General features: G+C 52.1%; 18 protein-coding genes. 9 read left to right on the top strand and 9 right to left on the bottom strand.

Annotation, left to right across the window (positions count from 1 at the left end):
* Positions 1 to 8 precede the first annotated feature (8 nt).
* Genes sufU through NXT00_RS01665 form a run of 6 tightly spaced genes read right to left on the bottom strand, consistent with a single transcriptional unit; the run spans position 9 to position 5905 of the window.
* Entirely contained in the window at positions 9 to 455 is a 447-nt protein-coding gene (gene sufU / locus NXT00_RS01690) for a Fe-S cluster assembly sulfur transfer protein SufU (RefSeq protein WP_259157780.1), read from the bottom strand.
* A gap of 18 nt (positions 456 to 473) precedes the next feature.
* Complete coding sequence (locus NXT00_RS01685) at positions 474 to 1733, bottom strand: cysteine desulfurase (RefSeq protein ID WP_259076848.1); 1260 nt, start codon at positions 1731 to 1733, stop codon at positions 474 to 476.
* A 35-nt stretch (positions 1734 to 1768) separates the two neighbouring features.
* Positions 1769 to 2527 (bottom strand): Fe-S cluster assembly ATPase SufC, encoded by a 759-nt coding sequence (gene sufC / locus NXT00_RS01680; RefSeq protein ID WP_259076846.1) that lies wholly within the window; start codon positions 2525 to 2527, stop codon positions 1769 to 1771.
* Positions 2528 to 2554: 27 nt separating this feature from the next.
* Positions 2555 to 3748 carry a Fe-S cluster assembly protein SufD gene (gene sufD, locus NXT00_RS01675; protein ID WP_259076843.1) on the bottom strand — a complete coding sequence of 398 codons (1194 nt, stop codon included), beginning with the start codon at positions 3746 to 3748 and terminating at the stop codon, positions 2555 to 2557.
* A 5-nt stretch (positions 3749 to 3753) separates the two neighbouring features.
* A complete protein-coding gene (gene sufB, locus NXT00_RS01670) occupies positions 3754 to 5199 on the bottom strand; it encodes a Fe-S cluster assembly protein SufB (protein WP_259076835.1) in 1446 nt (481 codons plus the stop codon).
* Positions 5200 to 5224: 25 nt separating this feature from the next.
* Positions 5225 to 5905 (bottom strand): metalloregulator ArsR/SmtB family transcription factor, encoded by a 681-nt coding sequence (locus NXT00_RS01665; protein WP_259157779.1) that lies wholly within the window; start codon positions 5903 to 5905, stop codon positions 5225 to 5227.
* 352 nt (positions 5906 to 6257) lie between these two features.
* On the opposite strand from NXT00_RS01665, the gene mptB reads away from it, so the two are divergent.
* From mptB to NXT00_RS01645, 4 genes are all read left to right on the top strand, one after another.
* Complete coding sequence (gene mptB / locus NXT00_RS01660) at positions 6258 to 7991, top strand: polyprenol phosphomannose-dependent alpha 1,6 mannosyltransferase MptB (RefSeq protein ID WP_396124896.1); 1734 nt, start codon at positions 6258 to 6260, stop codon at positions 7989 to 7991.
* A 12-nt stretch (positions 7992 to 8003) separates the two neighbouring features.
* The gene (locus NXT00_RS01655) at positions 8004 to 8924 is read left to right on the top strand and encodes an ABC transporter ATP-binding protein (RefSeq protein WP_259077102.1); all 921 of its coding nucleotides are present in this window, start codon (positions 8004 to 8006) and stop codon (positions 8922 to 8924) included.
* A 13-nt stretch (positions 8925 to 8937) separates the two neighbouring features.
* Positions 8938 to 9720 carry an ABC transporter permease gene (locus NXT00_RS01650; RefSeq protein ID WP_259076831.1) on the top strand — a complete coding sequence of 261 codons (783 nt, stop codon included), beginning with the start codon at positions 8938 to 8940 and terminating at the stop codon, positions 9718 to 9720.
* A gap of 99 nt (positions 9721 to 9819) precedes the next feature.
* The gene (locus tag NXT00_RS01645) at positions 9820 to 10770 is read left to right on the top strand and encodes a heme A synthase (RefSeq protein ID WP_259077101.1); all 951 of its coding nucleotides are present in this window, start codon (positions 9820 to 9822) and stop codon (positions 10768 to 10770) included.
* A 1563-nt stretch (positions 10771 to 12333) separates the two neighbouring features.
* Here NXT00_RS01645 and NXT00_RS01640 read toward each other — a convergent pair.
* Positions 12334 to 13263, bottom strand: a complete 930-nt coding sequence (locus tag NXT00_RS01640; RefSeq protein WP_259076828.1) for a heme o synthase — start codon at positions 13261 to 13263, stop codon at positions 12334 to 12336.
* 310 nt (positions 13264 to 13573) lie between these two features.
* Between NXT00_RS01640 and tkt the strand changes: the two genes are divergently transcribed.
* The 5 genes from tkt to pgl all read left to right on the top strand — a co-directional run bounded on the left by tkt (position 13574) and on the right by pgl (position 20166).
* The gene (gene tkt / locus NXT00_RS01635) at positions 13574 to 15664 is read left to right on the top strand and encodes a transketolase (protein WP_259076826.1); all 2091 of its coding nucleotides are present in this window, start codon (positions 13574 to 13576) and stop codon (positions 15662 to 15664) included.
* A 91-nt stretch (positions 15665 to 15755) separates the two neighbouring features.
* Positions 15756 to 16838 carry a transaldolase gene (tal, locus tag NXT00_RS01630; RefSeq protein ID WP_259076815.1) on the top strand — a complete coding sequence of 361 codons (1083 nt, stop codon included), beginning with the start codon at positions 15756 to 15758 and terminating at the stop codon, positions 16836 to 16838.
* Between the two features lie 83 nt (positions 16839 to 16921).
* Complete coding sequence (gene zwf, locus NXT00_RS01625) at positions 16922 to 18481, top strand: glucose-6-phosphate dehydrogenase (RefSeq protein WP_259076814.1); 1560 nt, start codon at positions 16922 to 16924, stop codon at positions 18479 to 18481.
* A gap of 17 nt (positions 18482 to 18498) precedes the next feature.
* The gene (locus tag NXT00_RS01620) at positions 18499 to 19434 is read left to right on the top strand and encodes a glucose-6-phosphate dehydrogenase assembly protein OpcA (protein ID WP_259076812.1); all 936 of its coding nucleotides are present in this window, start codon (positions 18499 to 18501) and stop codon (positions 19432 to 19434) included.
* A 21-nt stretch (positions 19435 to 19455) separates the two neighbouring features.
* Positions 19456 to 20166 (top strand): 6-phosphogluconolactonase, encoded by a 711-nt coding sequence (gene pgl, locus NXT00_RS01615; RefSeq protein ID WP_259076810.1) that lies wholly within the window; start codon positions 19456 to 19458, stop codon positions 20164 to 20166.
* Between the two features lie 30 nt (positions 20167 to 20196).
* Here pgl and secG read toward each other — a convergent pair whose 3' ends face one another.
* Together secG and ppc are read right to left on the bottom strand one after the other, a co-directional pair.
* A complete protein-coding gene (gene secG, locus NXT00_RS01610) occupies positions 20197 to 20433 on the bottom strand; it encodes a preprotein translocase subunit SecG (RefSeq protein WP_259076808.1) in 237 nt (78 codons plus the stop codon).
* 82 nt (positions 20434 to 20515) lie between these two features.
* Complete coding sequence (gene ppc / locus NXT00_RS01605) at positions 20516 to 23284, bottom strand: phosphoenolpyruvate carboxylase (protein WP_259076806.1); 2769 nt, start codon at positions 23282 to 23284, stop codon at positions 20516 to 20518.
* Positions 23285 to 23351 lie beyond the last annotated feature (67 nt).

Below are 23351 nucleotides of genomic sequence, written 5' to 3'. Positions count from 1 at the left end.
ACTTTCCGTTAATTATTACGATCGAGAGATTCGCTCAAGGCCGCTTCGAAGGCTTTCCATCCCAGAAGTGCGCATTTTACCCGAGCGGGGTATTGGGAGACTCCTGCGAAGGCCACACCGTCACCGATCATGTCGTCGTCGCCCTCATAGGTGCCTCGCGAGGTAATCATTTTCTCAAATTCGGCTATTTTCGCGCGCGCTTGCTCGACTGTTAATCCCATCAATTCCTCCGCCATTACTGAGGTGGAAGCTTGGGAAATTGAACATCCTTCCGCTTGGTACGAAATATCTTTTACTTCGCCGTTGGATCCAAGAGCAAGCCGAAGAGTCAGTTCGTCCCCGCACGAGGGATTTACATGGTGAACCTCGGCATCGTGGCCTTCGCGCAACCCAGAGAACTTTGGGTTCTTGTAATGATCAAGGATAACTTCTTGATACATGGATTCCATATTCATTGTGGCTTCCTTTTTTTCTTAGCGCGTCCCGAAAAAGTTCTGAGCTGTAGCGATAGCCCCAACTAACGCGTCTATATCTGCCTTGTCATTATAAAGGTAGAAGGAGGCGCGTGCCGTGGACTGCATCTGCAGCTTTCGATGTGCTGGCCATGCGCAGTGGTGTCCAACTCTGATGCACACACCCTGATCATCGAGAATTTGCCCTAAGTCATGGGGATGAATTCCCTCGACATCGAAACTAATGACCGAGCCACGGTTGTCAGCCTTAGTGGGGCCGGCGATTTCTAACCCTGGGATGGAGGATAATTGCTCCAAACCATAGCGGGTGAGCTCTTGCTCATGGTGATGAATCGCTTCCATCCCAATAGCGTTGAGAAAGTCACACGCCGCACCTAGTCCCACTACCTGTGAGGCCATTTGCGTACCTGCTTCAAAGCGCTGCGGGGCCGGCGCATAGGTGGAATGATCCATGTGCACGACCTCGATCATGGAACCCCCAGTTAGAAATGGCGGCAACTGGTTGAGCAGCTCACTTTTACCATATAGTGCTCCGACTCCCGTAGGACCAAGCATCTTATGGCCGGAAAAGGCCGCAAAATCAACGTCGAGCTCCACCACGTCAACTGGCATATGCGGAACTGATTGACACGCATCGAGAACGATGAGTGCACCTACCGCTCTAGCCTTGCTGACCAGGGCGGGAATATCAGAAATAGCGCCTGTCACATTTGACTGATGGGTACAGGCAACGACCTTTACTGAGTCATCGAATCGCAAGGAGTCGAGATCGATACGACCCGTTTCATCCATGTCGAGCCAGGCGAGCGTGGCCCCCGTACGGCGACAGAGTTCTTGCCATGGCACGAGGTTGGCATGATGCTCCAGCTCGGTGACTACTACGGTGTCGCCGGCACCAACGGCCCACTCCCCTGCGCGGGGATCCCCAAGGGTATAGGCAAGGAGGTTGAGTGCTTCGGTCGCGTTTTTGGTAAATACCAATTCGTTTGGCTGCGCCCCTATAAATTGCGCGATACGCCCGCGTGCACCCTCATAGGCGTCGGTAGCTTCTTCAGCAAGCTGATAGGCTCCGCGGTGTACTGGGGCGTTCGTGTAGAGGACAAACTCCTCCTCCGCGCGCCACACCGGCAACGGGCGCTGCGAGGTTGCCCCAGAATCGAGGTAAACCAGGCGGTGTCCGCCTCGAACAGATCGGGAAAATACGGGGAATTCCTGGCGGATACGCTCGATATCAAGGGTGCCCGACGGTGTATGAAACATAAGTTCCTCGCTACTTTTTCAATATTGGGGAAAGGTTAGTTGAGGAACTGATCGTATCCATTAGCTTCCAGCTCATCTGCTAATTCAGCACCACCAGACTTTACAATTTTGCCGTCGGCAAAAACGTGCACGAACTGCGGGTTAACGTAGGTGAGGATGCGCTTATAGTGCGTGATCATGAGGATACCGCCATCGTTGTCCTGCTGGTAGCGGTTAATACCATCGGAAACAACTCGCAATGCGTCAACATCGAGGCCTGAGTCTGTCTCGTCCATAATGGCGAATTTGGGCTTGAGCAAACCTAACTGAAGAACCTCATGGCGCTTTTTTTCACCTCCAGAGAATCCGTCATTGACACTGCGTTCGCTAAAGCTTTTATCGATGAGCAAATTCTCTTGCTCAGTTTTTACCTCTTTGATCCATGTCCGTAGCTTTGGCGCTTCACCGCGAACAGCTGTGGCGGCGGTTCGCAGGAAATTTGCCATGGAAACCCCGGGAATTTCGGTTGGGTACTGCATCGCCACAAACATTCCGGCGCGAGCACGCTCATCGACGTCCATATCCAAGATATTGACGCCATCGAGGAGAACCTCCCCCTGGGTGACGTGGTAGCGCGGATGCCCCGCTATGGTATAGGAAAGTGTGGATTTACCGGAGCCGTTGGGGCCCATAATAGCGTGCGTTTCACCAGATTTGATGGTGAGATTTACTCCTTTGAGGATCTCTTTCGGCCCAGCGTTTTCATCTGTGGGGATGACTTGGGCATGGAGATCTCGGATTTCAAGGGTGCTCATTAATATTCCTTATGAGTTAAGAGGGGTTTAAGATGTGGCTTTTTTAAGCGTGCGCAGGGTTTCTAGCTCTTGCAGAATTCTGTTTTCGAGGTCCTCACGAATGGGATCAAACGGAATTTTTCCGATCACTTCAGAGAAGAAGCCTCGCACGATGAGCCGTCGAGCTTCATCCGCCGGTATTCCCCGGGATCGTAGGTAAAACTCCTGCTCATCATCAAATCGTCCGACTGTAGCTGCGTGACCTGCGCCTTGAATTTCACCAGTTTCGATTTCCAGGTTTGGCACAGAGTCGGCTCGTCCACCTTCCGTAAGAACAAGATTCCGGTTCGCTTCGTACGTGCTGGTTCCTTGTGCGTTCGGGCGGATGAGGACGTCGCCTACCCATGCGGTGTGGGCCTCAGCCCTCTTCTCTGCTGAATGGGATTGCAAGGCCCCTTTGTACAACACATTTGACGTGCAGTTCGGCTGCGCGTGATCGACGAGAAGTCGCTGCTCAAAAAATTGTCCAGAGTCCGCAAAGTAGACGCCCAATAACTCGGCGTCCCCGCCAGGAGCGGTGAATCGGACGCGAGGTACAATGCGCACGAGATCTCCACCGAACAGGGCAGCATAATGGCGTAGGGTGGCATCGCGACCAACTACAGCCATCTGCGAACCGCAGTGGACAGCATCGTCATCCCATGAGTCGTCGACGATAACATTCAATTTCGCATTGTCGCCTACAATGAACTCGATATTGTCAGCGTGTACTCCGGACCCTTTATAGCGAAGATTAATGGTGGCTTCTGCCGCTTCGCCTACCTCGATGACCACATGACTAAACGTGGTCACGTCATGGCCAGCACCGGTAATAGTGATGGAGATGGGTTCTGGATTTATCGCCGCGTCTGCAATCTGAACCACGGTGGCATGAGAGGTCGAGGTAAAAGCTTGGGCGCTTATTCGATCGATAGGTTTACCCGCGCGTCCAATCAAGGGCGAATCCATGGTGACCTTCTCGACCTCCACGTGGGTTGCCGTTTCAGGAACCGCAATGTCGATGAGGGTGTCCGTTACGGGTGCGAAGCTCCCGTCGTGAAGCCCTTTGAGGCGACGCAGCGGAACGAACCGCCACACCTCGTCCTTTCCCCGTGGGATTTCGAATTCGTTAACATCCGTGGAAGAGAATATGTCGCCCTTGTTACCATGGACGGTTGAATTTTTTTCTGTAGTACTAGCCATGTGGGTTAGCCCACCGATCCTTCCATTTGCAATTCGATGAGACGGTTGAGTTCGAGGGCGTATTCCATGGGCAATTCCTTGGCAATAGGCTCGACGAATCCGCGCACAATCATAGCCATAGCCTCGTCCTCAGCAATACCTCGAGACATAAGGTAGAAGAGCTGTTCCTGGGATACCTGAGAGACAGTCGCTTCATGACCTAGCGAGACATGGTCATTGCGAATATCGTTATAAGGATAGGTATCCGAACGTGAGATATTGTCGACGAGCAGGGCGTCGCATTCAACATTCGATGTTGAATGGTTGGCATTAGCATTAATGCGTACAAGCCCACGATACGCTGCTCGGCCGCCTCCTCGAGCTACCGATTTCGAGACGATATTCGACGATGTATGAGGTGCCATGTGGACCATTTTCGCGCCAGTGTCTTGGAATTGGCCTTCACCGGCAAAAGCTACGGAAAGGACTTCTCCTTTAGCGTAGGGACCGGTCATCCACACCGCTGGGTATTTCATGGTGACCTTGGAGCCGATATTGCCATCGACCCACTCCATCGACGCACCTTCCTCACACTTGGTGCGTTTGGTCACAAGATTGTAGACGTTATTAGACCAGTTTTGGATGGTGGTATAGCGGCACCGCCCGCCCTTCTTCACAATAATTTCCACCACAGCTGAGTGTAGGGAGTCAGATTTGTAGATCGGAGCGGTACAACCTTCGACATAGTGCACGTAAGCATCCTCGTCAACGATAATTAGAGTGCGCTCGAATTGGCCCATATTCTCAGTGTTGATGCGGAAATAGGCCTGCAGAGGAATATCAACGTGCACTCCTTTAGGCACATAGATAAAAGAACCACCTGACCATACGGCAGTATTCAATGCTGAGAACTTATTGTCGCCAGCTGGAATGACCGTTCCAAAGTACTCGCGGAATAACTCCTCGTGCTCCTTAAGTGCGGTGTCAGTATCGACGAATATGACCCCGAGTTTTTCTAAATCTTCTCGAATCTGGTGATACACCACTTCAGATTCATACTGTGCAGCTACTCCTGCTACGAGGCGTTGTTTTTCAGCCTCGGGGATACCTAGACGGTCGTAGGTATTGCGGATATCTTCGGGAAGCTCTTCCCAGCTCGTGGCTTGGCTCTCAGTGGAGCGCACGAAGTATTTGATGTTGTCAAAATCGATTCCACTTAGGTCCGCACCCCAGGTGGGCATAGGCTTCTTGCCAAAAAGATCGAGAGCTTTGAGTCGCTGTTCCAGCATCCACGCTGGTTCCTGTTTCTTGTCAGAGATATCGCGGACCACATCCTCATTCAGGCCGCGTCGCGCCTGTTGTCCTGCATCATCACGATCATGCCAGCCGTAGTTATAAGGACCAATGGACTCGATGATCTCATCGTCTGTAGGGGGTTGGAGAGTGTGGGGGTTTACGGGTGCTTGGGTCATTGAATACGTTCCTCTCAAGCAATTACTAGGAGACCGATGTAGATCTATTAACGGGGCGGATGGGTATATTAGTCGTGCAGATACCGTGGCCATCAGCGATTGAGGCGAGTAGTTGAACATGGCGGCCGAGCACTTTCGCTATCACCTCATGCTCGGCCTCGCATAACTCAGGGAAATCGGCGGCCACTTCCGAGATCGGGCAGTGATGCTGACAAATCTGAACGCCTTGTCCGGCATTGTTCATAGAAGCCGCGTAGCCGTGTTGTGTAAAGACGTCCACGAGCTCGCTTACAGCTTCCTCAATCGTGTCGCCTTCACAATTAAAATCTCCGATAAGTTCTAGCGCACGTTTGCGAGCGAAGGCCCTAACAGCCTCCTCCCCGCCGTGTTGCCTTAATGTTTTCAAAGCTGCCACTGCTAGCGAGTCATAATTGTGGCCAAACTGTGCTCGACCTCTGTCGGTTAGGCTAAATGCCCTGGCGGGTCGCCCCCGAGTGGATCGTTGATGCGCGGAAACCGATGTTATTTCCGCGAGGCCTTCCCCGACCAATATATCGAGATGGCGGCGAATTCCTGCAGTAGAAAGGTTCAAATGTTCGGCTAATTCGGAGGCGGTAATGCGATTATGCTTGAGAATTTCGCTCATGATGGCATGACGCGTTTCACCATCAGTTGAGCGCGATTCTCCGCGATTGATGTGGCCCATCGCTTCACCTCCTTGTACTGCCCTAATATCGCCCTAATATCGTTATGGAGCTGACCGTCTAGATTTCTTTAGACAACACTAGTGTTACCTAAATGGCGGCACTGTTACAACCCCGAAAAGTGCCTATCGCTCTCACCTCTAGTATTTAGGGCACCCTATCAACGGTTTTGCTACTCAAACAGGGTGAGGGTGGTCGTTTTTTCTCAGACTCCTCTCAGTGCGTTCCACGGTTGCGAAACACTTGCGATGCGAGGTTTCAGCTTGAGCCTAAGTCCGTTACTGCAAAAGATTGAGTTAAGCTGAGTGAGTGAGCAAGAATGCACCCTTGTGGTGGAACCGAGCCCTCCGCACCGTGCTGCGTATTCAATCAATTCCACCCTCTCTACAGACGGAAAGCGGTGAACGCTATCACGATACCTCCCTGCTGGTAAAGGCCACCAGCGGCGTCGATCTCATCAAGACTCTCCGCGATGGCAGCGTAACCCTGATCGGCGATTCTACCGAGGCGGAAACGGAACCCACAGTCAGGGATCGTATCCACACCCCACTCACGGCCATTGATCTCGAACGTTTCGCCTTCACCAGATGGATGGGCACACTAGGATCCCTACTCCTTAGCCTAGGGGCCCTGGGAGCAGGAGCCCTGCCCGTAGTGAACTCACCTTATACTGTCTTTCCTGGTGGCACTCTCATGGCTAGAATGCTCCAAGCATCAACAGTGCTGTGCTTTGTTGGCATAGCTCTCTTAGTCCTAGCGTGGCTATTTATGGCGCCGTTTGCCGGGGTAGCCTTGAAAGAGGCTCATACGCGTATGGGTCTTATTAGCATGTCGATGACCAGGCGTACTTTCGTGGCTTGGAGCTTACCGCTGATCGCAAGCGCACCTATGTTTACTCAAGATATTTACTCATACTTAGCCAACGGTGCGATTGTAGTGATGGGTCTCGATCCATATAGCGCGGGACCTGTAGATCTCCTCGGGACTGACAACGATCTGGCCCGTTCGGTACCGTTCATCTGGGCCCATTCCCCCTCCCCTTACGGGCCCGTAGCATTAGGAATCGCTGCCTTGATCTCATTCCTCACCAATGACTCCATCGTGCTTGGGGTTCTTGCTCACCGCATCATCTCTCTCCTTGGGGTTGCTCTAGCCGGATGGGCTCTTACTCACCTAGCAAAACGCTGCGGTGTTCTCCCGCAGGCCGCATTATGGCTAGGGATACTCAACCCGCTCACTATCCTCCACCTCATTGGTGGCATCCATAACGAGTCGATCCTGCTCGGTTTACTCATGGCAGGCATTGAAGTCGGCTTACGCGGAGTGGATTACATGGAACGCTCGGGCTCGAGGCGAGCAGTCATTTTGCTAGCAACCAGTGGCCTTCTCATTAGTCTCGCAGGAATGGTTAAAGTTACCGGCTTTATCGGACTCGGTTTCATCGGAATGGCTATTGCTAGAGTCATTCACCTGCGCGGCCGCAGCACACCCTCAGCTTGGCTGATCGCTGTTGCGCTGCAGACCTTTTGCATGATCGCTGCTATCCTCACCGTCACGTGGGTCAGTGGGATCGGCTCAGGGTGGATCACTGGCCAAGGCGGGGCCATAGCCGTACGCAGCTGGATGTCTATATCAACTGCCCTCGGAGTAATCTTCGGATTCGTGGGGAAATTTCTCTACTTAGGTGATCACACCGAAGCTATCCTCATCATCACCCGACTGTCGGGGTTGGCGGTTGCAGGTTTTGCTATGGTGCGGTTACTCCTGCGCACCTATCAGGGCGCCATTCACCCTGTGGGTGCGCTTGGGATATCAACTCTAGTAATGGTGGCGTTCTTTCCCGTCGTACACCCGTGGTATATGCTGTGGGCGATTCTACCCTTGGCCGCGTGGGCTAATAGGGAGGTTTTTAGAGCCGCAGTCATTGCGTATACGCTCTTACTGAGCTTTTTCGTTCTTCCGCGGGGGTTATCACTGCCTCCAGAAACGGTACTTTCGATTTATACCGCCTCAGTCGTTGGATTGGTAGTAATTATCAGCCTCATGTACGTTTCCTACCGGAGAAATTTCAAACGTCGCATAGACTAGGGTGTTGTGAAGATGACTCCCACCAAAACCCCTGCTCTCAGGGTCTCAAGATTGAGCAAGGTTTTCGGAGATATACAGGCGCTTAAAGATGTTAGTTTCAGCGTTCCCGAGGGAAAAGTTCTGGCTCTCCTAGGCCCCAATGGTGCTGGTAAGACGACGCTGATTGATATCTGCGAAGGTTTTCAGAAGCCGACGCACGGCGCTGTCAGCGTTTGCGGTATCGATCCGGTTACCAGGCCTCAGGATGTGCGCGCAATTATTGGCATTATGTTGCAGGAATCTGGATCTTATTCGGGCATTAGGGTCGAAGAAATGCTGAAGTTGTCGGCGTCCTATAATGCTAATCCCCTTGATCCCGATTGGCTGATTGAATTGCTGGGCTTGGGTAATGTCAGGTCAACGACCTATCGGCGACTTTCCGGAGGGCAAAAGCAGAGACTAGCTTTAGCTCTCGCCCTGATTTCGCGCCCGAAGGTGGTCTTTCTCGATGAACCCACAGCCGGATTGGACGCACAATCTCGTGTTCTAGTCTGGAGATTAATAAGGCAACTACGCGCCGACGGGGTTACGGTCATCTTAACCACGCATTTAATGGACGAAGCCCAGGCTTTAGCTGACGAGGTGGTCATTATCGATCAGGGAAGCGTGGTCGCAGCCGGTAGTCCTAGCGAACTGCGTAAAGAAGCCTCTCCGGGCTTAAAATTCGAAACGGATCGAGACCTTGACATAACCGCTGCGCCGTGGGCGGCCTTGGGCGTTGAAGCGATTCGCCCCTTGGTGTACTCGATACCAACTGAACCCACCCCAGCCTTGATTTCTCAGCTTGCCCGATTGGCTGCCGAACAAAACGTCCTAATTATTTCATTGTCGACCGAGGCCCGAAGTCTCGAGGATATTTTCCTTGAGATCACTGGACGCGCTTTAAGAAGTTAGAAAGAGCTATTCTATGACTATTTCTCAACCGCAGCCTGATCATATCCCCCCAGGTATCTTTAGCCCACAACCACAGCGGGCCTCTGTGATGCATATGCTGAAGTCCCAGGGAAAAATTGAAGCCTTGTTATTTTTGCGTCATGGAGAGCAATTTCTGCTGAGCTTTGTCATCCCGATTGGCATCATCATTGCAGCATATTTTCTCCCTCAGCTCGATACGTATAGCCCCCATTCCCCGATTTTCCCTACGGTTCTTGCTATCGCAGCGATGAGCTCGGGCTTTTCAGGTCAAGCAATTTCTCTAGCTTTCGATCGTCGCTATGGGGCGTTGAAAAGGGCGGGCGCCTCGGGTGTACCTGCCTCCACAATTATTCTGGGAAAAGTAGTAGGACTGCTTGTAGTCTCCAGTTTGCAGGTAGCGTGCCTTACCCTGGTTGCACTTATAACCGGGTGGAGGACGACCTTCGGCTTCGGGGTCATTGGTGTGGTCATCTTTTTTGTCGGGGTTGCCTGTTTTACTGCCTTGGGAATGTTCCTTGGTGGAACTCTCTCCTCTGAAATGGTGCTGGGTTTAGCAAACCTTATATGGGTGCTTTTGGTGGGGGCGGCTAGCTACCTGACCTTCAACGTCGAGTCCATCCACCCGCTGTACCACATTATTCCTTCCGTAGCTCTGGCTGATGGAATTGGTTCAGCATTTGCCGGTCAGTTTCCAGGTTTCGCTGTGCTCAGCTTGATAGTATGGACAATCCTGGGCATCGCTGCATCGATCCGTTTCTTCTCTTTCACAGATTAGTCGAGTACTATTCATAAGATATTTCTCACAGATTCATCGGTTAGGTGTTAATAACTTTCAGCGCCTTGCGTTGCGGGGTAAAATAATCGCGTGTCTAGCATGCAAGAATCTATCCAGCGCCGAGCAAAATTCCTTATCCCATATCAGCGGCGATTAGTACTATTTGTGCTGCTTGCCCAGGCAGGTATTACTGTGACTGGCTCCATTGTCCGGGTGACAGGATCAGGCCTCGGGTGTAATACATGGCCTTTATGCCACGAGGGCTCCCTCGTGCCAGTTCCGGGGGCTGCACCGTGGATTCACCAAGCAATCGAGTTTGGCAATAGGCTCCTCACTTTTGTTCTCATCGGCATAGTCATCGCTGCCTTTATTTCTATTGTGGCTGCTCATCGACGCAAAGAACTCGTGATACACGGAATTGTCCAGGGAATCGGTGTCATCATTCAAGCTGTTCTCGGCGGAATCTCGGTTCTGCTAGATCTTCAGTGGTGGTCCGTCGCCATTCACTTCCTGCCGTCCATGCTCCTCGTCTGGTTAGCTGCCATCTTCTATATTCGAGTGGGAGAACCCGATGCTGGTATCCCCCACCGCACCTACGATCAATCACTGCGCTACCTCGTATCCTTCGCAGCTGGGTTGCTAGTTCTCGTGCTCGCTACTGGAACCATGGTGACAGGAGCCGGGCCTCACGCTGGTGACTCCGAAGCAGGAATGCAGGGGCGTCTTGAGGTCGACATTGCATGGATGGCCCATATTCACGCGTGGACAATGTATCTATTGCTCGCAGTGGTCACACTTATCGCCGCATCGTTAGCTTTTCAACGCGTTCCAACCAAAACCAAGACAACGACCCTGTGGCTTATCGCTACAATAGTGCTCCAGGCACTCATTGGAGTCATACAATACCGCTTAGGGGTGCCTCGCTGGACGGTGCCTGTCCATATCGGCTTCAGCTCTGTCGTCGTGGCGCTCCTCGGCTTCCTCTATGCCCAAGGCTGGAGCCGTCACCCAGAAGACACCTCGCCTGAACAGGAATATCATCAACTCTGATTTTTAACCCCCTAGCAGATCCTAGGGGGTTCGTTGTATCACGATTGGGACGATTCCTCGCGATCACTGGTGAAATTCACTGATCAAATGCATATGACTAACCCAGGAAAAGATCTCATCGATGCATATCGTGCAGATATTAATAGATCGTGACCTCAGATCAGCCCTGAGCAGTAATTGCGCTCCGCTTGGGGTTGATCAGGATGTGTTCGAGCTAAGAGAGATAGCCAGCTTCGCTAGGAATTAAGGCAGTGACTACAGTCGACGGTCTATTAGTTGACCACGAGTTTATATTCAGTTACGAATAATTCCCCCATAAAAGACCTGCAGGGTCAAGCTAACTCAATAGACGATAGGCAGTGCAATATCAGCCGAAACCTAAAACCACAGGGACGAGAAGAAAATGTTAATCGCGCACACGTCATATCGTTGTGTTCGGCTTTTATGACCATGCCGCCAGGTCGTATAAAACTTGGGGCATAGCGTGTTCATTAAATTCAGCGGCATCGGCTTCCTGGTGTGCGGTGATAACTAAAGCGGCACAGCCTATATGACCCCACAGTCACGGATCGAGATTTCATGCAGCAGACAAATTTCTCAATACTAACGCGTGTGCTGTGGCCAGCAATCCGCTACGAACAACCACGATACTTCCCAGTTCAACGGGCTAATTGCTAGCTCAAACCGTCTCTATCCACTGATATATCTAGGTTTTTCCCTGCCTCGCCTTAGGCAACTGTCTAAGCTTTCTGAGCAGTCAGACATTCTTTGTTCTGAGCAACTCGCCACACTTTGGCTTGTGGTTCGGTTGTCCCTCTTTTGCTCCCTAACGAGAACGGCAGGGAGATGCTGTGGTGTCAGAAAGTGTGGAGTATACAGGCGAGGTTTTCTCGATCACCAAGCTTCGAGGCATAAGGTTCGCAGAATCAAGCGGATGGACACGAGCTTTCTCGAGGCAAAAGTTTCAGCTAAGTAGCTGGAAATTGTTCTAATTCACACCATCTAATTTGCCGAGATACGTCGTGTATCTGCCAAATTCTGGGATAGTTCCGACCTAGCGGGCCCTGCGTTAACTCATCGTACTGTTTGATGTAGGTCATGAGGAGCTGCGTGCTCTATCCCCGAGGCACCTTGATTCATTGATATATGCACACGCGTATTAGGAGAACCCCGGTTAGGCATAGAATCATCGGCTAAAGGATTAGGTGTGCATTCTCGCGTGTATAGCCGTCGCTTCGGCGTTGAGAAAAAGATCATTGTTTCACGTCCCCTTTAGTCAGCTGTCACTGCTCCAGCCTGGCAGCAGATAGACAATAACCCTTGAGATGCCCCCATGAGGATGACGGAAACCGCACTGGCGATTTCTCCAATCGTTCTCTTGTGGTGTACAAAATATCTCGATGTGCATTTAACTGGCGAGAGTGCAGCCACAACCATGAGGCTGATGAGCTAAGAAAGGCTATGTGACTATCGTATAGTTTCAAGCGATACGCTCGGCTTTTGCTACGTTTCCTTGAGCTCGAAAGTCTGAGGAAGTGTGCGCCCGGGGACCGAGGCTCATTCTTAGGCCACAAAAAAGGGATCAAGCATCGCACCGAAAGTTTCCAAGCCTAAAATAGCGTCGACCGATAGCGCTACAAAGAGCACAGCTAAATAGTTATTCGACAAAATGAAGAGCTTGAGTGGTTTGACCGGCACGCCACGCTTGACTCCTTGATGGAGCCGAATCGCCATAAATAGAAAGCCTGCTCCTGAGATGATTGATCCCACTGCATAAATCCATCCAGCCGCGGGAATAAGAAGGAAGGTGGTTATAACCGTGGCAACGGTATAGCCAACAATCTGCCGAGTCACCTCAACTTCCTCCCGGACTACCGGCAGCATGGGCACTCCAGCGGCCTTGTAATCTTCCTTATACTTCATGGCCAAGGCCCACGTATGCGGGGGCGTCCAAAAGAAAATGATCAGGAAGAGTACGATGGCCTGCCACCAGTGAGCCAGGTCTGTTCCAGGCATATTGTCTTTAATTACGGCCCACCCCACTATCACAGGCATGCAGCCCGCCGCGCCACCCCAAACGATATTCATATGGGTGCGCCTTTTTAAAAACTTTGTGTAAACAAAGATATAAAAAGCAATGGTGAGCATCACACATACGGCCGCTAAAAGCGAATTGCAGAGGAGCCAGAGAAAAAGAAAGCTCAAAACAGTAAGCGCCCACGCGAAGATGGTGGCATTTCGGTTGGAAACCGTGTGCCTGACAAGGGGGCGCGAACGAGTCCTCCCCATTTTCTGATCGATATCGGAATCCGCCACCATATTGAAGGTATTAGCAGCTGCTGCCCCCATCCAGCCTCCTATGACGGTCAACAGGATGAGCGCGATATTATTCTCCCCACGCTCAGCCTGCAGCATGGCGGGAATGGTTGCTACCAAGAGGAGTTCAATGACCCGGGGCTTCGTCAACGCAATATAGGCCTTGATCGTCTCCAAGGATTATCTCCTCCATAATTTCTGTGAAAGTACGTTTCTCAGCATACTGGAAAAACTCAACGAAAAGATTTGAGCCACAGTCATCGAGCGGGGGAAACGTTATCGTACCTAGTCCAAGGTACTCCTCATTGAAGAGTTTGGCTTATCAAAACTCCCTCGCTTCGTTCATTTTGTTCGCCGTATACCAGCTCCAGCCAGCTCGCTGCCATCCTTGAAGCCAAATGGCGCTAAACTGTGGGATGTGGTTCGCGCATAAACTCGCTTGCGCGAGCCTCGACCACGAAAAAATATTAAAGGACGGACTATCACTGTGACCTTATCTCCTGAGCTTAAAAAGCATACGGTTCGCAATTATCCAGATCACTGGAGTGATTTGGATACACAAGCCATTGACACCGCTCGCATCCTCGCTGCAGATGCCGTGCAGAAATGCGGCTCAGGGCACCCCGGCACCGCAATGTCACTGGCGCCGCTTGCCTACACCCTGTATCAGCACACGATGAATGTTGACCCCCAGGACGATCAATGGGTAGGCCGTGACCGTTTTGTACTCTCGTGTGGTCACAGTTCGCTCACTCAATATATCCAGCTGTTTTACGGAGGTTTTGGCCTGGAACTCGATGACCTCAAGGCCCTGCGTACCTGGGGCGCAAAGACCCCAGGTCACCCCGAGTACCGCCACACTAAAGGCGTGGAAATTACCACCGGACCACTCGGTCAAGGGTTAGCCTCCGCGGTGGGTATGGCTATGGCGGCACGCCGTGAGCGCATGCTATTCGATCCGGATACGCCCCAAGGTGAGTCACCATTCGATCACTATATCTACACCATCGCCTCCGACGGCGATATGCAGGAAGGGGTAACGTCTGAGGCCTGTTCGCTCGCGGGTACTCAGAAGCTAGGTAACCTCATCGTCTTTTGGGATGATAATAAAATCTCCATCGAAGAGGAAACCGATATTGCCTTTGACGAGGATGTTTGCGCACGCTATCGGGCGTATGGATGGCAAGTACTAGAAGTTGAGAGCGGCGAGGATATCGTCGCCATCGAAGAGGCTATTGCTGCGGCCCAGGCTGACCGCCAGCGTCCATCGTTTATTCGGGTTCGTACCATCATTGGTTATCCCGCCCCAACTATGATGAATACCGGCGCTGTCCATGGCGCTGCCCTGGGCGAAGAGGAAATCGCCGCCACAAAGCGAGAACTCGGCTTTGATCCTGAAATCCACTTCCCTATCAGCGATGAGGTATTAGCTCACACCCGCAATTTGGTCGAGCGCGGTGCAAATAAGCATGCCGAATGGTCACAGAAATTCGAGCAATGGTCTCAACAGCACCCCGAAAAACGGGAGCTCTTCGAGCGTCTTAATAAGCGTGAGCTACCAGCTGACTTCGATGCTGATCTACCGACGTGGGAGGCCGGGGACTCAGTGGCTACCCGCAAGGCCTCAGAGTCGGTCATTCAGGAACTGGCGAAAACCCTGCCTGAGCTTTGGGGCGGCTCCGCCGATCTAGCTGGTTCCAATAACACCGTGATGAAGAGTGAAAAATCATTCGGACCAGAGTCTATTAGCACCTCCACCTGGACTGCGGCACCAGATGGCCGTAACCTCCATTTCGGTATTCGCGAGCACGCCATGAGTGCGATTATGAACGGAATCGCGCTGCACGGGGGCACGAGGCCGTACGGCGGAACCTTCTTAATTTTCTCCGACTATATGCGCCCCGCTGTGCGTCTAGCCGCCCTCATGGGAACTGATGCTTACTATGTCTGGACCCACGATTCCATTGGACTTGGCGAGGATGGTCCCACTCACCAGCCAGTAGAGCAACTGGCCAGCCTTCGTGCTATCCCCGGACTATCACTTATTCGCCCCGCCGACGCTAACGAGACTGCAGCGGCTTGGCGCGCAGCGCTACTCTACAAGGAAGGCCCAAAGGGTTTAGCGCTCTCGCGCCAGAATCTCCCGGTCCTAGACGGCACTAAAGAGAAGGCTCGCGAGGGACTTCGTCGTGGCGCTTATATACTCAAAGAAGCCTCTGCCGCTACGCCTGAGGTCCTACTCATGGCCAGCGGATCCGAGGTTCAGTTGGTAGTAAAGGCAGCTGCTCAATTGGAGAAGGAGGGTATTGCCGCCCGCGTTGTTTCGGTTCCCTGCCTCGACTGGTTCGAGGAGCAAGACCAGGCCTACCAAGAGTCCGTACTGCCACCTCACGTACGCGCCCGCGTTGCTGTTGAGGCGGGAATCTCCATGCCGTGGCATCGCCACCTAGGATTGCAGGGGCGGGCTATATCGCTCGAACATTTTGGCGCCTCGGCTCCAGCCGACAAACTGTTTGAAGAATTTGGTTTCACGGTCGACAACGTCGTGAAAGCCGCTAAAGACAGTCTGGCTGCCTAGGAACCAGTAAAGAAGTAGTGCGGGCGGAACTGAGATCTGAAAGTTTCGCCCGCATTTAAATACTTTCGTTAAAAACCTCAAGGATGAAACCATGAATGCAATAGATAAGCTCCAAGCCGTTGGAACGTCCACCTGGTTAGATGACCTCAGCCGTGATCGCATTAACTCTGGAAATCTTCGACGAGTTATCTCCGACAAAAGTGTTGTGGGAGTGACCACCAACCCCGCTATTTTTGCTCATGCAATGTCGCAAGGCTCTGCCTATGATGATCAGATTGCAGCGCTTAAAGAGCAGGGAATGCCCGCAGACGAGGCCGTCTATGAAATGAGTATCCAAGATGTTCGCGACGCGTGCGATATTTTCCGGGATATCTACCTCGAAACTCAGGGGAAAGATGGCCGCGTCTCGATTGAAGTAGATCCGCGCATTTCAGATGATGCGGCCGCAACTTTAGCTCAGGCGCGGACCCTATGGGAGCGTGTTGATCGGGAAAACCTCATGATCAAGATCCCGGCCACCGAAGGCTCGCTCCCCGCAATATCAGCAGCACTTGCTGAAGGAATCAGCGTTAATGTCACGCTCATTTTCTCCGTCGAACGCTACGGCCAGGTGATCGAGGCCTATATCGACGGAATCAATGCCGCCTACCGAAACAATCTGGATGTGACAAAAATCCACTCTGTGGCTTCGTTTTTTGTCTCCCGACTCGACACCGAAATCGACGCGCGACTCGAAGATATCGGCACACCGGAAGCTCTGGCCATGCGGGGTAAAGCGGGCATAGCTAACGCTCGAGTGGCCTACGCGCTATTCGCTGATCAATTCAAGAGTGCAGATATGCCAGCAGGTGCGCATATTCAGCGGCCGTTGTGGGCTTCGACCGGCGTCAAAAATCCCAACTACCCCGCCACCCTGTATGTAACCGAGCTGGCGGGCCCACTAACCGTTAATACAATGCCTGAGAGCACAATTGATGCCACGCTTGAAGCGGAAGATATCAAGGGTGATACCCTCAGTGAAGCCGAGAACGACGCGGCCAAGGTGCTCAGCACCTTACAAGATCTAGGTATTGATCTGCCAGATGTTTTCGAAAAGTTGGAAGCTGAAGGGGTCGAGAAATTCGTGGCAGCGTGGGAGGACCTGCTGGAATCAATGGGAGCTCGGCTGCAGTAATAGCGAAGCCCTCATTGCAGTGGGCTATCGCGGTTATGTGCAGAGTGTGAGGTTAATTCTGGTGCCGAGTAAGATGCGAGGACGTGAGTAAAAGCGTGCAAAAAATAGATAGTGATCCTCAAGAGTGGCTTCATCCGTTAAGAAGCACCAGCGACAAAAGGCTACCTCAGATAGCTGGCCCCTCTGGCATGGTGATCTTCGGAGTGACTGGTGACTTGGCTCGGAAAAAACTCTTACCAGCCATTTACGATCTCGCCTCCCGCGGGTTATTACCAGCTGGATTCTCCCTCGTGGGCTACGGTCGCCGCGACTGGACAAAAACGGATTTTGAAGAATATGTTCTCAAGGCGGTTAAATCTGGAGCCCGCACTGACTTCAATGAGAATATTTGGCACCGATTGGCCGAGGGCATGCACTTTGTTCGAGGCAATTTTGATGATGACCAGGCATTTGATTCGCTCGCAGCCAAGCTTGAAGAACTGGATCGCGACCGTGGAACCGCAGGTAACTGGGCATTTTACCTTTCGGTGCCGCCGGACTATTTCTCCGATGTCTGCCACCAGCTAGAGCGCTCCGGAATGGCTAAGGGCCCCAAGGGCTCATGGCGACGGGTCATCGTGGAAAAGCCCTTCGGGCATGACCAGAAAACTGCGAGAGAGCTAAACAATATCATTAATTCCGTCTTCCCAGAGCACGCGGTCTTTCGCATCGATCACTATCTAGGCAAAGAAACTGTGCAAAATATTATGGCGCTGCGCTTTGCCAATCAGCTTTTCGATCCGCTCTGGAATTCCCACTATATTGACCACGTGCAAATTACTATGGCCGAAGATATCGGTCTAGGAGGGCGCGCTGGCTACTATGACGGCATCGGGGCTGCCCGCGATGTTATTCAAAATCACTTGATCCAACTTCTCGCTCTCGTTGCCATGGAAGAACCGATCGACTTCACTCCAGAACAACTCCAAGCAGAAAAGATTAAAGTACTGCGCGCAACCCGCCCTGTTGAGCCCTACGGTAAAACTACTGCTCGAGGCCAATACACGGCTGGCTGGCAAGGGTCTGAATTTGTCCGAGGTTTGCGCGAGGAAGATGGATTTGATCCAGATTCCACAACCGAAACATACGCCGCCTGTACCTTAGAAATTAATTCTCGTCGATGGGCCGGGGTCCCCTTCTTTTTGCGAACAGGTAAACGACTGGGGCGTCGCGTCACTGAAATAGCTCTCATATTCAAAGATGCCCCCCATCAACCTTTCTCCGAGGGATCACGCCACGCCCAGGGCCCAAATGTAGTTGTTATTAGGGTTCAGCCCGATGAAGGGATGCTGCTGCGCTTTGGCTCTAAGGTCCCAGGGTCGGGAATGGAAGTGCGCGATGTGAATATGGACTTCTCCTACAGCGAAGCTTTTACAGAAGAATCTCCTGAAGCCTACGAACGTCTCATTCTTGATGCCCTCCTCGATGAGGCGTCTCTCTTCCCCACCAACGAGGAGGTTGAACTCTCTTGGAAGATTCTCGACCCAATCCTCGATTATTGGGCTAGGCGCGGGCGTCCCGATGAATATGCTGCAGGTACGTGGGGGCCCGCTTCTGCTGATCGTATCCTCGCTGGTTCGCACCGTGTGTGGCGGCGTCCATAGATGAAGGTAGCAAACTGATGATTTTTTGCCTAGATAATTCCAGTACCAGCGAGATTGCTAATACCCTGGTAAAAATGCGTGATAATGGCATGCAGGGCACCACGTCCCGAGTGCTTACTTTGCTGGTAGTCGTCGCAGCTACTGATCCTCTTGAGAGCATCATCGAGGCAACTAAGATGGCTTCGCGAGAACATCCTTCTCGTGTCATCGTTCTTGTCAAAGGCGATACCGACGCTGACCATCACCTCGATGCTGAGGTGCGGATCGGAGGTGATGCGGGTGCTTCCGAGCTCATTATCATGAAGCTCCACGGTGAGGTCAATGACCACCTGGTTCATGTGGTGACTCCGTTGCTGCTTCCAGATACCCCAATTGTAGTCTGGTGGCCATTTAGCTCCCCCGCTTTTCCTAGCGAGGATCCGCTGGGAAAGATAGCCCAACGTCGTATCACCGATGCACGCTTTGATAAACTTGTCGATGCTTTGTACCACCGCCGCAACTCCTATGCGCCAGGTGATACCGATATCGCATGGGCTCGTCTCACCCCATGGCGCGGCGTATTAGCTTCGGCATTGGATCAACCTCCACATGAGGACATTCGCTCAATTACAGTCTTCGGTCCTGCGAACTCACCTTCTGTCGATTTGGCAGCTGGTTGGCTGGTCGATCGATTAAGGGTACCCACGACCAGAAAGATTTTGGAGGTGGACTCCGATGACGAGATCCCAGTGGCATTGGTGGAGATCGAAAGAGAATCTGAAATATTGGTGCTTCGATCAGACCCTCAAAATCAGACAATTTGTGTTGAATCGGGCGATATGAAGGCCAAGGTGGCGGTCAATGTTCGCTCAACGGCAGACTGCTTAGCAGAGGAACTTCGTCATCTCGATCCCGATGCCGCATACCACAAGGCTCTGCGTGGCCTAACCGCCGTTCATTACCCATCGGTTTAATTTCTGAAGGAACTAAGAGAAATGGTAAAAATAAACAGCTTTAACACCGTGGAGCCGCTTCTAGAACAGGCTGCAAGAGACCTTAGGCGTCTTATACTCTCGATTAACAGCACAGGTGGAGCGCACTCCGACGGTGTGGCCCGGATCGTGCTGACAGGCGGTGGGGCTGGGATTGGCATCCTCAGAGAACTGAGGACCATGGATATCAATTGGGAACTCGTTCATCTCTTCTTCGGTGATGAACGTAATGTGTCCGTCGATCACAGCGATTCTAACGAAGGACAGGCGAGGGAGGCGCTCCTAGACCACATTGATATTCCTGAGGCGAATATCCATGGGTACGGATTAGGTGGAGTCGACTTAGAGGACGCGGCGCACTCCTATGAAGCTGTCCTGAGCGATTTTGCTCCCCAAGGTTTCGATCTTCACCTCTTGGGAATGGGCGGCGAGGGCCATATCAATTCCATATTCCCTCACTCTCCTATCCAAAAGGAAAGTCGACGATTAGTTCTCCCCGTTTTCGATTCACCTAAGCCACCGCGGGAGCGCGTATCTTTGACCTACCCGGCGATTCGCCGCTCAGATTATGTGTGGTTCTTGGTCTCTGGGTCAGAGAAATCCCGGGCAGCATCTGCGTTGGTTGGGTGCGAGGATTTTACCCAGTGGCCGGCTACTGGTGCGTATGGGCGAAAGGAAACAGTTCTCTACGCGACTCAGGATGTACTCAGTTAAGAAAAATCCCCTCGTTAGAGGGGATTTTTCTTATACTGCATAAGATTGGATGAGATTTAGAGCAACGATACAGGTCATCCAGATGAGCCCTGTAACAATGGTGAAGCGATCGAGGTTCTTTTCTACCACGGTAGATCCCGAAAGGTTAGACTGAACGCCGCCACCAAAAAGGCTGGAGAGTCCGCCACCTTTACCGCGGTGCAATAAAACAAACAGAGTCATCAAAACACTGGAAAGCACCAAAATAATCTGCAGGGCGAGAACCATTTAATAAAACCTTCTTTGATTCGTTTTCACAGCTACCCTATGGAGCAGCTTTTCGTCTTCACCATGATACACCACATTATCACTAGCCTGAATTCCGCAGTGCGGTTGCTAAACCGTTCATCGTTAAACGAATCCCGTAGCCGACGGAGGCCTCTCGGTCACCCTCGGATCCATCTGCACGATACCGTCTCAGCAATTCCGCTTGGATAACATTGAGTGGCAGCAGATAAGGATACCGGCGACGCACTGATCGAGCGAGCTGCGGGTTGTCGTAGAGCAGTTCTCTGGCTCCCGAAATAGCGAGGAACATTTCCTTAGTGAGCTCGTATTCTGCCTGGATCGTTTCATAGATCCGAATAGCGGCTTCTTGATCTTCAACTAATTCTGAATACAACTTGGCTAGAGTCATTTCAGTCTTCGACATCACCTGGGCCATATTGGACAGCAGCGCATCGAAGAATGGCCACTCCTTATAGAGCATCCTTAGCTTTTCTAGGCGTGCGTTAGGATCTTCACCCTGTTCAATCCAGCATTTCAGCGCGGTTCCCACGCCAAACCATCCGGGCAGCATCACGCGTGATTGGGTCCAGCTTAGTACCCATGGAATAGCCCGTAGATCTGAGATAGCCTCAGTCTGCTTGCGCGAGGCAGGGCGTGACCCTATATTCAGTGACCCAATCTCAGCCAGCGGCGTCGATGCTTTGAAATAGTCAATGAAACCTGGGTCCTCATGAGCTAAAGCTGCATACTTTTCCTGGCTTAGGGCCGAGATATCTCGCATAATCTGGTGTGCTTCTTCTCGCGCGGGATTCTTCTTTTTCAGTAGCGTCGCCTCTATAGTGGCAGCAAGCAGTGTTTCCAGATTACGACGGGCCGTCTCCAGCGTTCCATATTTGGCAGATATAACCTCTCCCTGTTCGGTGATGCGCACCGCGCCCTGAACAGCACCATGCGGTTGGGCTAATATCGCGTCGTAAGAAGGTCCGCCTCCTCGACCCACAACACCTCCGCGGCCATGGAATAAACGCAGCCTGATATTATGGCGCTGGCTAAGTTGAACGAGATCCACTTCGGCGTCGTAGAGCGCCCAATTCGCGGCAAAGTATCCTCCGTCCTTATTGGAATCTGAATATCCGAGCATGACCTCCTGCATATCGCCGCGCTGGCGAAGGTAGGAACGGTAAAGCGGGATGCCCCATAGCTCCTCGAGGATAGTAGAACCAGCGGCCAAATCATCGATAGTCTCAAATAGCGGAATAATATCGATATCGCCTGTGGGATGATCTCCGTTGGCCTCGATAATGCCGAACTCTTTGAGTAGTACCATCGGCTCTAAGATATCGGAAACGGATTGTGCCATCGATATGATCGAGTGAGGAATCATCCGAGGACCGAACTTATCTATCGCCCGCTTAGCTTCTTCGAGCAAATCAAGCTCGCGTTGGGTGGCCTCGCTGAAGTCTCCTCCGCTCTTAGAAATGAGTGGTCGCCGCGAGCGCAATTCGCGCAAGAGTATTTCTCTCTTAGACTGCTCATCGAGGCTACGATAATCTTCTGTCACCTGAGCGTGGGCGAAGATCTCTGTCAGAGCGTCCTCGTAGCTATCAGAATTTTGACGTAAATCCATCGAGTAGAGATTGAAACCGAAGGTCATGAGGGCCGTGCGCACTAACGCTAATCGGTCTTCAGCGATTGTGTCATCATTTGAAGCACGCAGCGAGGCGTCAATGATCTCTAAGTCACGAGCAGTTTCCTCGGCGCTGGCATAAGGTTCATGGATCTGGTACCAATCGTCCTCTGGTGCGGCGGATTCGATGAGGGAGGCTAGAGTGGCCATCATGCGACCGCGAATTCCATGAATCGCACGTCGATAGGGTTCATCCACACGGCCGGGTATATCGTTGTGCCCCTGAGCGGCCAGTTCTAGTAGCTCTTCGGTGACGCTCGAAATCCGGTCTGAGATACTGAGTTCATGTTCGAGCTTATGCAGCTGCGCTATATAGTATTTCAGGACAGTTTCGGCAGCACGGGTAGTGGCATAATGAAGCGTTTTTGCTGTGACATAGGGGTTTCCGTCGTGATCACCACCGATCCACGAGCCTGGCTTGATGGCAGCGCCTTCACGGGCGCGGATGCCATAGTGGTCAAAAAGTTGGTGCTTCACGCTTTGGTTAAGCTCAGGGATGGCCTGCAGAAGGGCTAATTTATAGTACCGCAAACCCACCTCAATCTCGTCTTCGATTGTCGGCCGGGCTACTCGCATCAAAGCAGTCTGCCAGAGGGTATTCATCCATCGCTTAATCTCATTCTCGATGTGGGACAACCGGGATTGAGTGAGGGCATTTTCTCCAGCTTGAATAACTCGGTGCCGGCGTCTGAGCTGCTCAGTGATATGACTCTGGGCATCAAATACTGTGCGACGTCGAGTTTCGGTGGGGTGCGCGGTTAGTACCGGCGCGATTTCGGCATTGGCTAGCATATCCGCTATATCTTCCCCAGCTACTTCGGAGTCGACGAGCTTTTTCCAGGTTGCTTCCAAAGTGGAGTCTTTTGCTGGCTCCCCCTTCTCGCGCGAAGCAACAAATTCGCAATGGTCGTGAAGGTCCTCCACAACGTTGGCCAGGAGAGCAAAGTGGTAGAAGCCGCGAACCACAGGCAGGAATGCTTCTGAAGTTTGGTCACGGAACATAGCAACTAGCTCCTGGATACCTGCCTCATTTCTGGCTACCTTGAAGGACAGTTGCCGAGCCGCCTCGACCCGCTCGAGTACCTCCTCACCCTCTTGCTCTGCGATAACCTTGCCGAGGAGTGAACCGAGATACCGCATATCTTCTTTCACTGAAATTGTCATAACTGCTGATCAGCCTCACAATAGAAAAGTACTTTAAAACCGCCTGTGTTAACGCAACCGGCTGAAT

Source organism: Corynebacterium sp. ES2715-CONJ3 (assembly GCF_024814365.1).
Classification (GTDB): domain Bacteria; phylum Actinomycetota; class Actinomycetes; order Mycobacteriales; family Mycobacteriaceae; genus Corynebacterium.
The sequence above is the reverse complement of the archived record's forward strand: the minus strand, read 5'-3'. Positions and strand labels throughout refer to the sequence as shown.

Excerpts from the sequence above, each read along its gene's own strand:
- sufU (WP_259157780.1), bottom strand. The coding sequence starts at position 455 with ATGAATATGGAATCCATGTATCAAGAAGTTATCCTTGATCATTACAAG.
- NXT00_RS01685 (WP_259076848.1), bottom strand. The coding sequence starts at position 1,733 with ATGTTTCATACACCGTCGGGCACCCTTGATATCGAGCGTATCCGCCAG.
- sufC (WP_259076846.1), bottom strand. The coding sequence starts at position 2,527 with ATGAGCACCCTTGAAATCCGAGATCTCCATGCCCAAGTCATCCCCACA.
- sufD (WP_259076843.1), bottom strand. The coding sequence starts at position 3,748 with ATGGCTAGTACTACAGAAAAAAATTCAACCGTCCATGGTAACAAGGGC.
- sufB (WP_259076835.1), bottom strand. The coding sequence starts at position 5,199 with ATGACCCAAGCACCCGTAAACCCCCACACTCTCCAACCCCCTACAGAC.
- NXT00_RS01665 (WP_259157779.1), bottom strand. The coding sequence starts at position 5,905 with ATGGGCCACATCAATCGCGGAGAATCGCGCTCAACTGATGGTGAAACG.
- NXT00_RS01655 (WP_259077102.1), top strand. The coding sequence starts at position 8,004 with ATGACTCCCACCAAAACCCCTGCTCTCAGGGTCTCAAGATTGAGCAAG.
- NXT00_RS01650 (WP_259076831.1), top strand. The coding sequence starts at position 8,938 with ATGACTATTTCTCAACCGCAGCCTGATCATATCCCCCCAGGTATCTTT.
- NXT00_RS01645 (WP_259077101.1), top strand. The coding sequence starts at position 9,820 with ATGCAAGAATCTATCCAGCGCCGAGCAAAATTCCTTATCCCATATCAG.
- tal (WP_259076815.1), top strand. The coding sequence starts at position 15,756 with ATGAATGCAATAGATAAGCTCCAAGCCGTTGGAACGTCCACCTGGTTA.
- NXT00_RS01620 (WP_259076812.1), top strand. The coding sequence starts at position 18,499 with ATGATTTTTTGCCTAGATAATTCCAGTACCAGCGAGATTGCTAATACC.
- pgl (WP_259076810.1), top strand. The coding sequence starts at position 19,456 with ATGGTAAAAATAAACAGCTTTAACACCGTGGAGCCGCTTCTAGAACAG.
- secG (WP_259076808.1), bottom strand. The coding sequence starts at position 20,433 with ATGGTTCTCGCCCTGCAGATTATTTTGGTGCTTTCCAGTGTTTTGATG.
- ppc (WP_259076806.1), bottom strand. The coding sequence starts at position 23,284 with ATGACAATTTCAGTGAAAGAAGATATGCGGTATCTCGGTTCACTCCTC.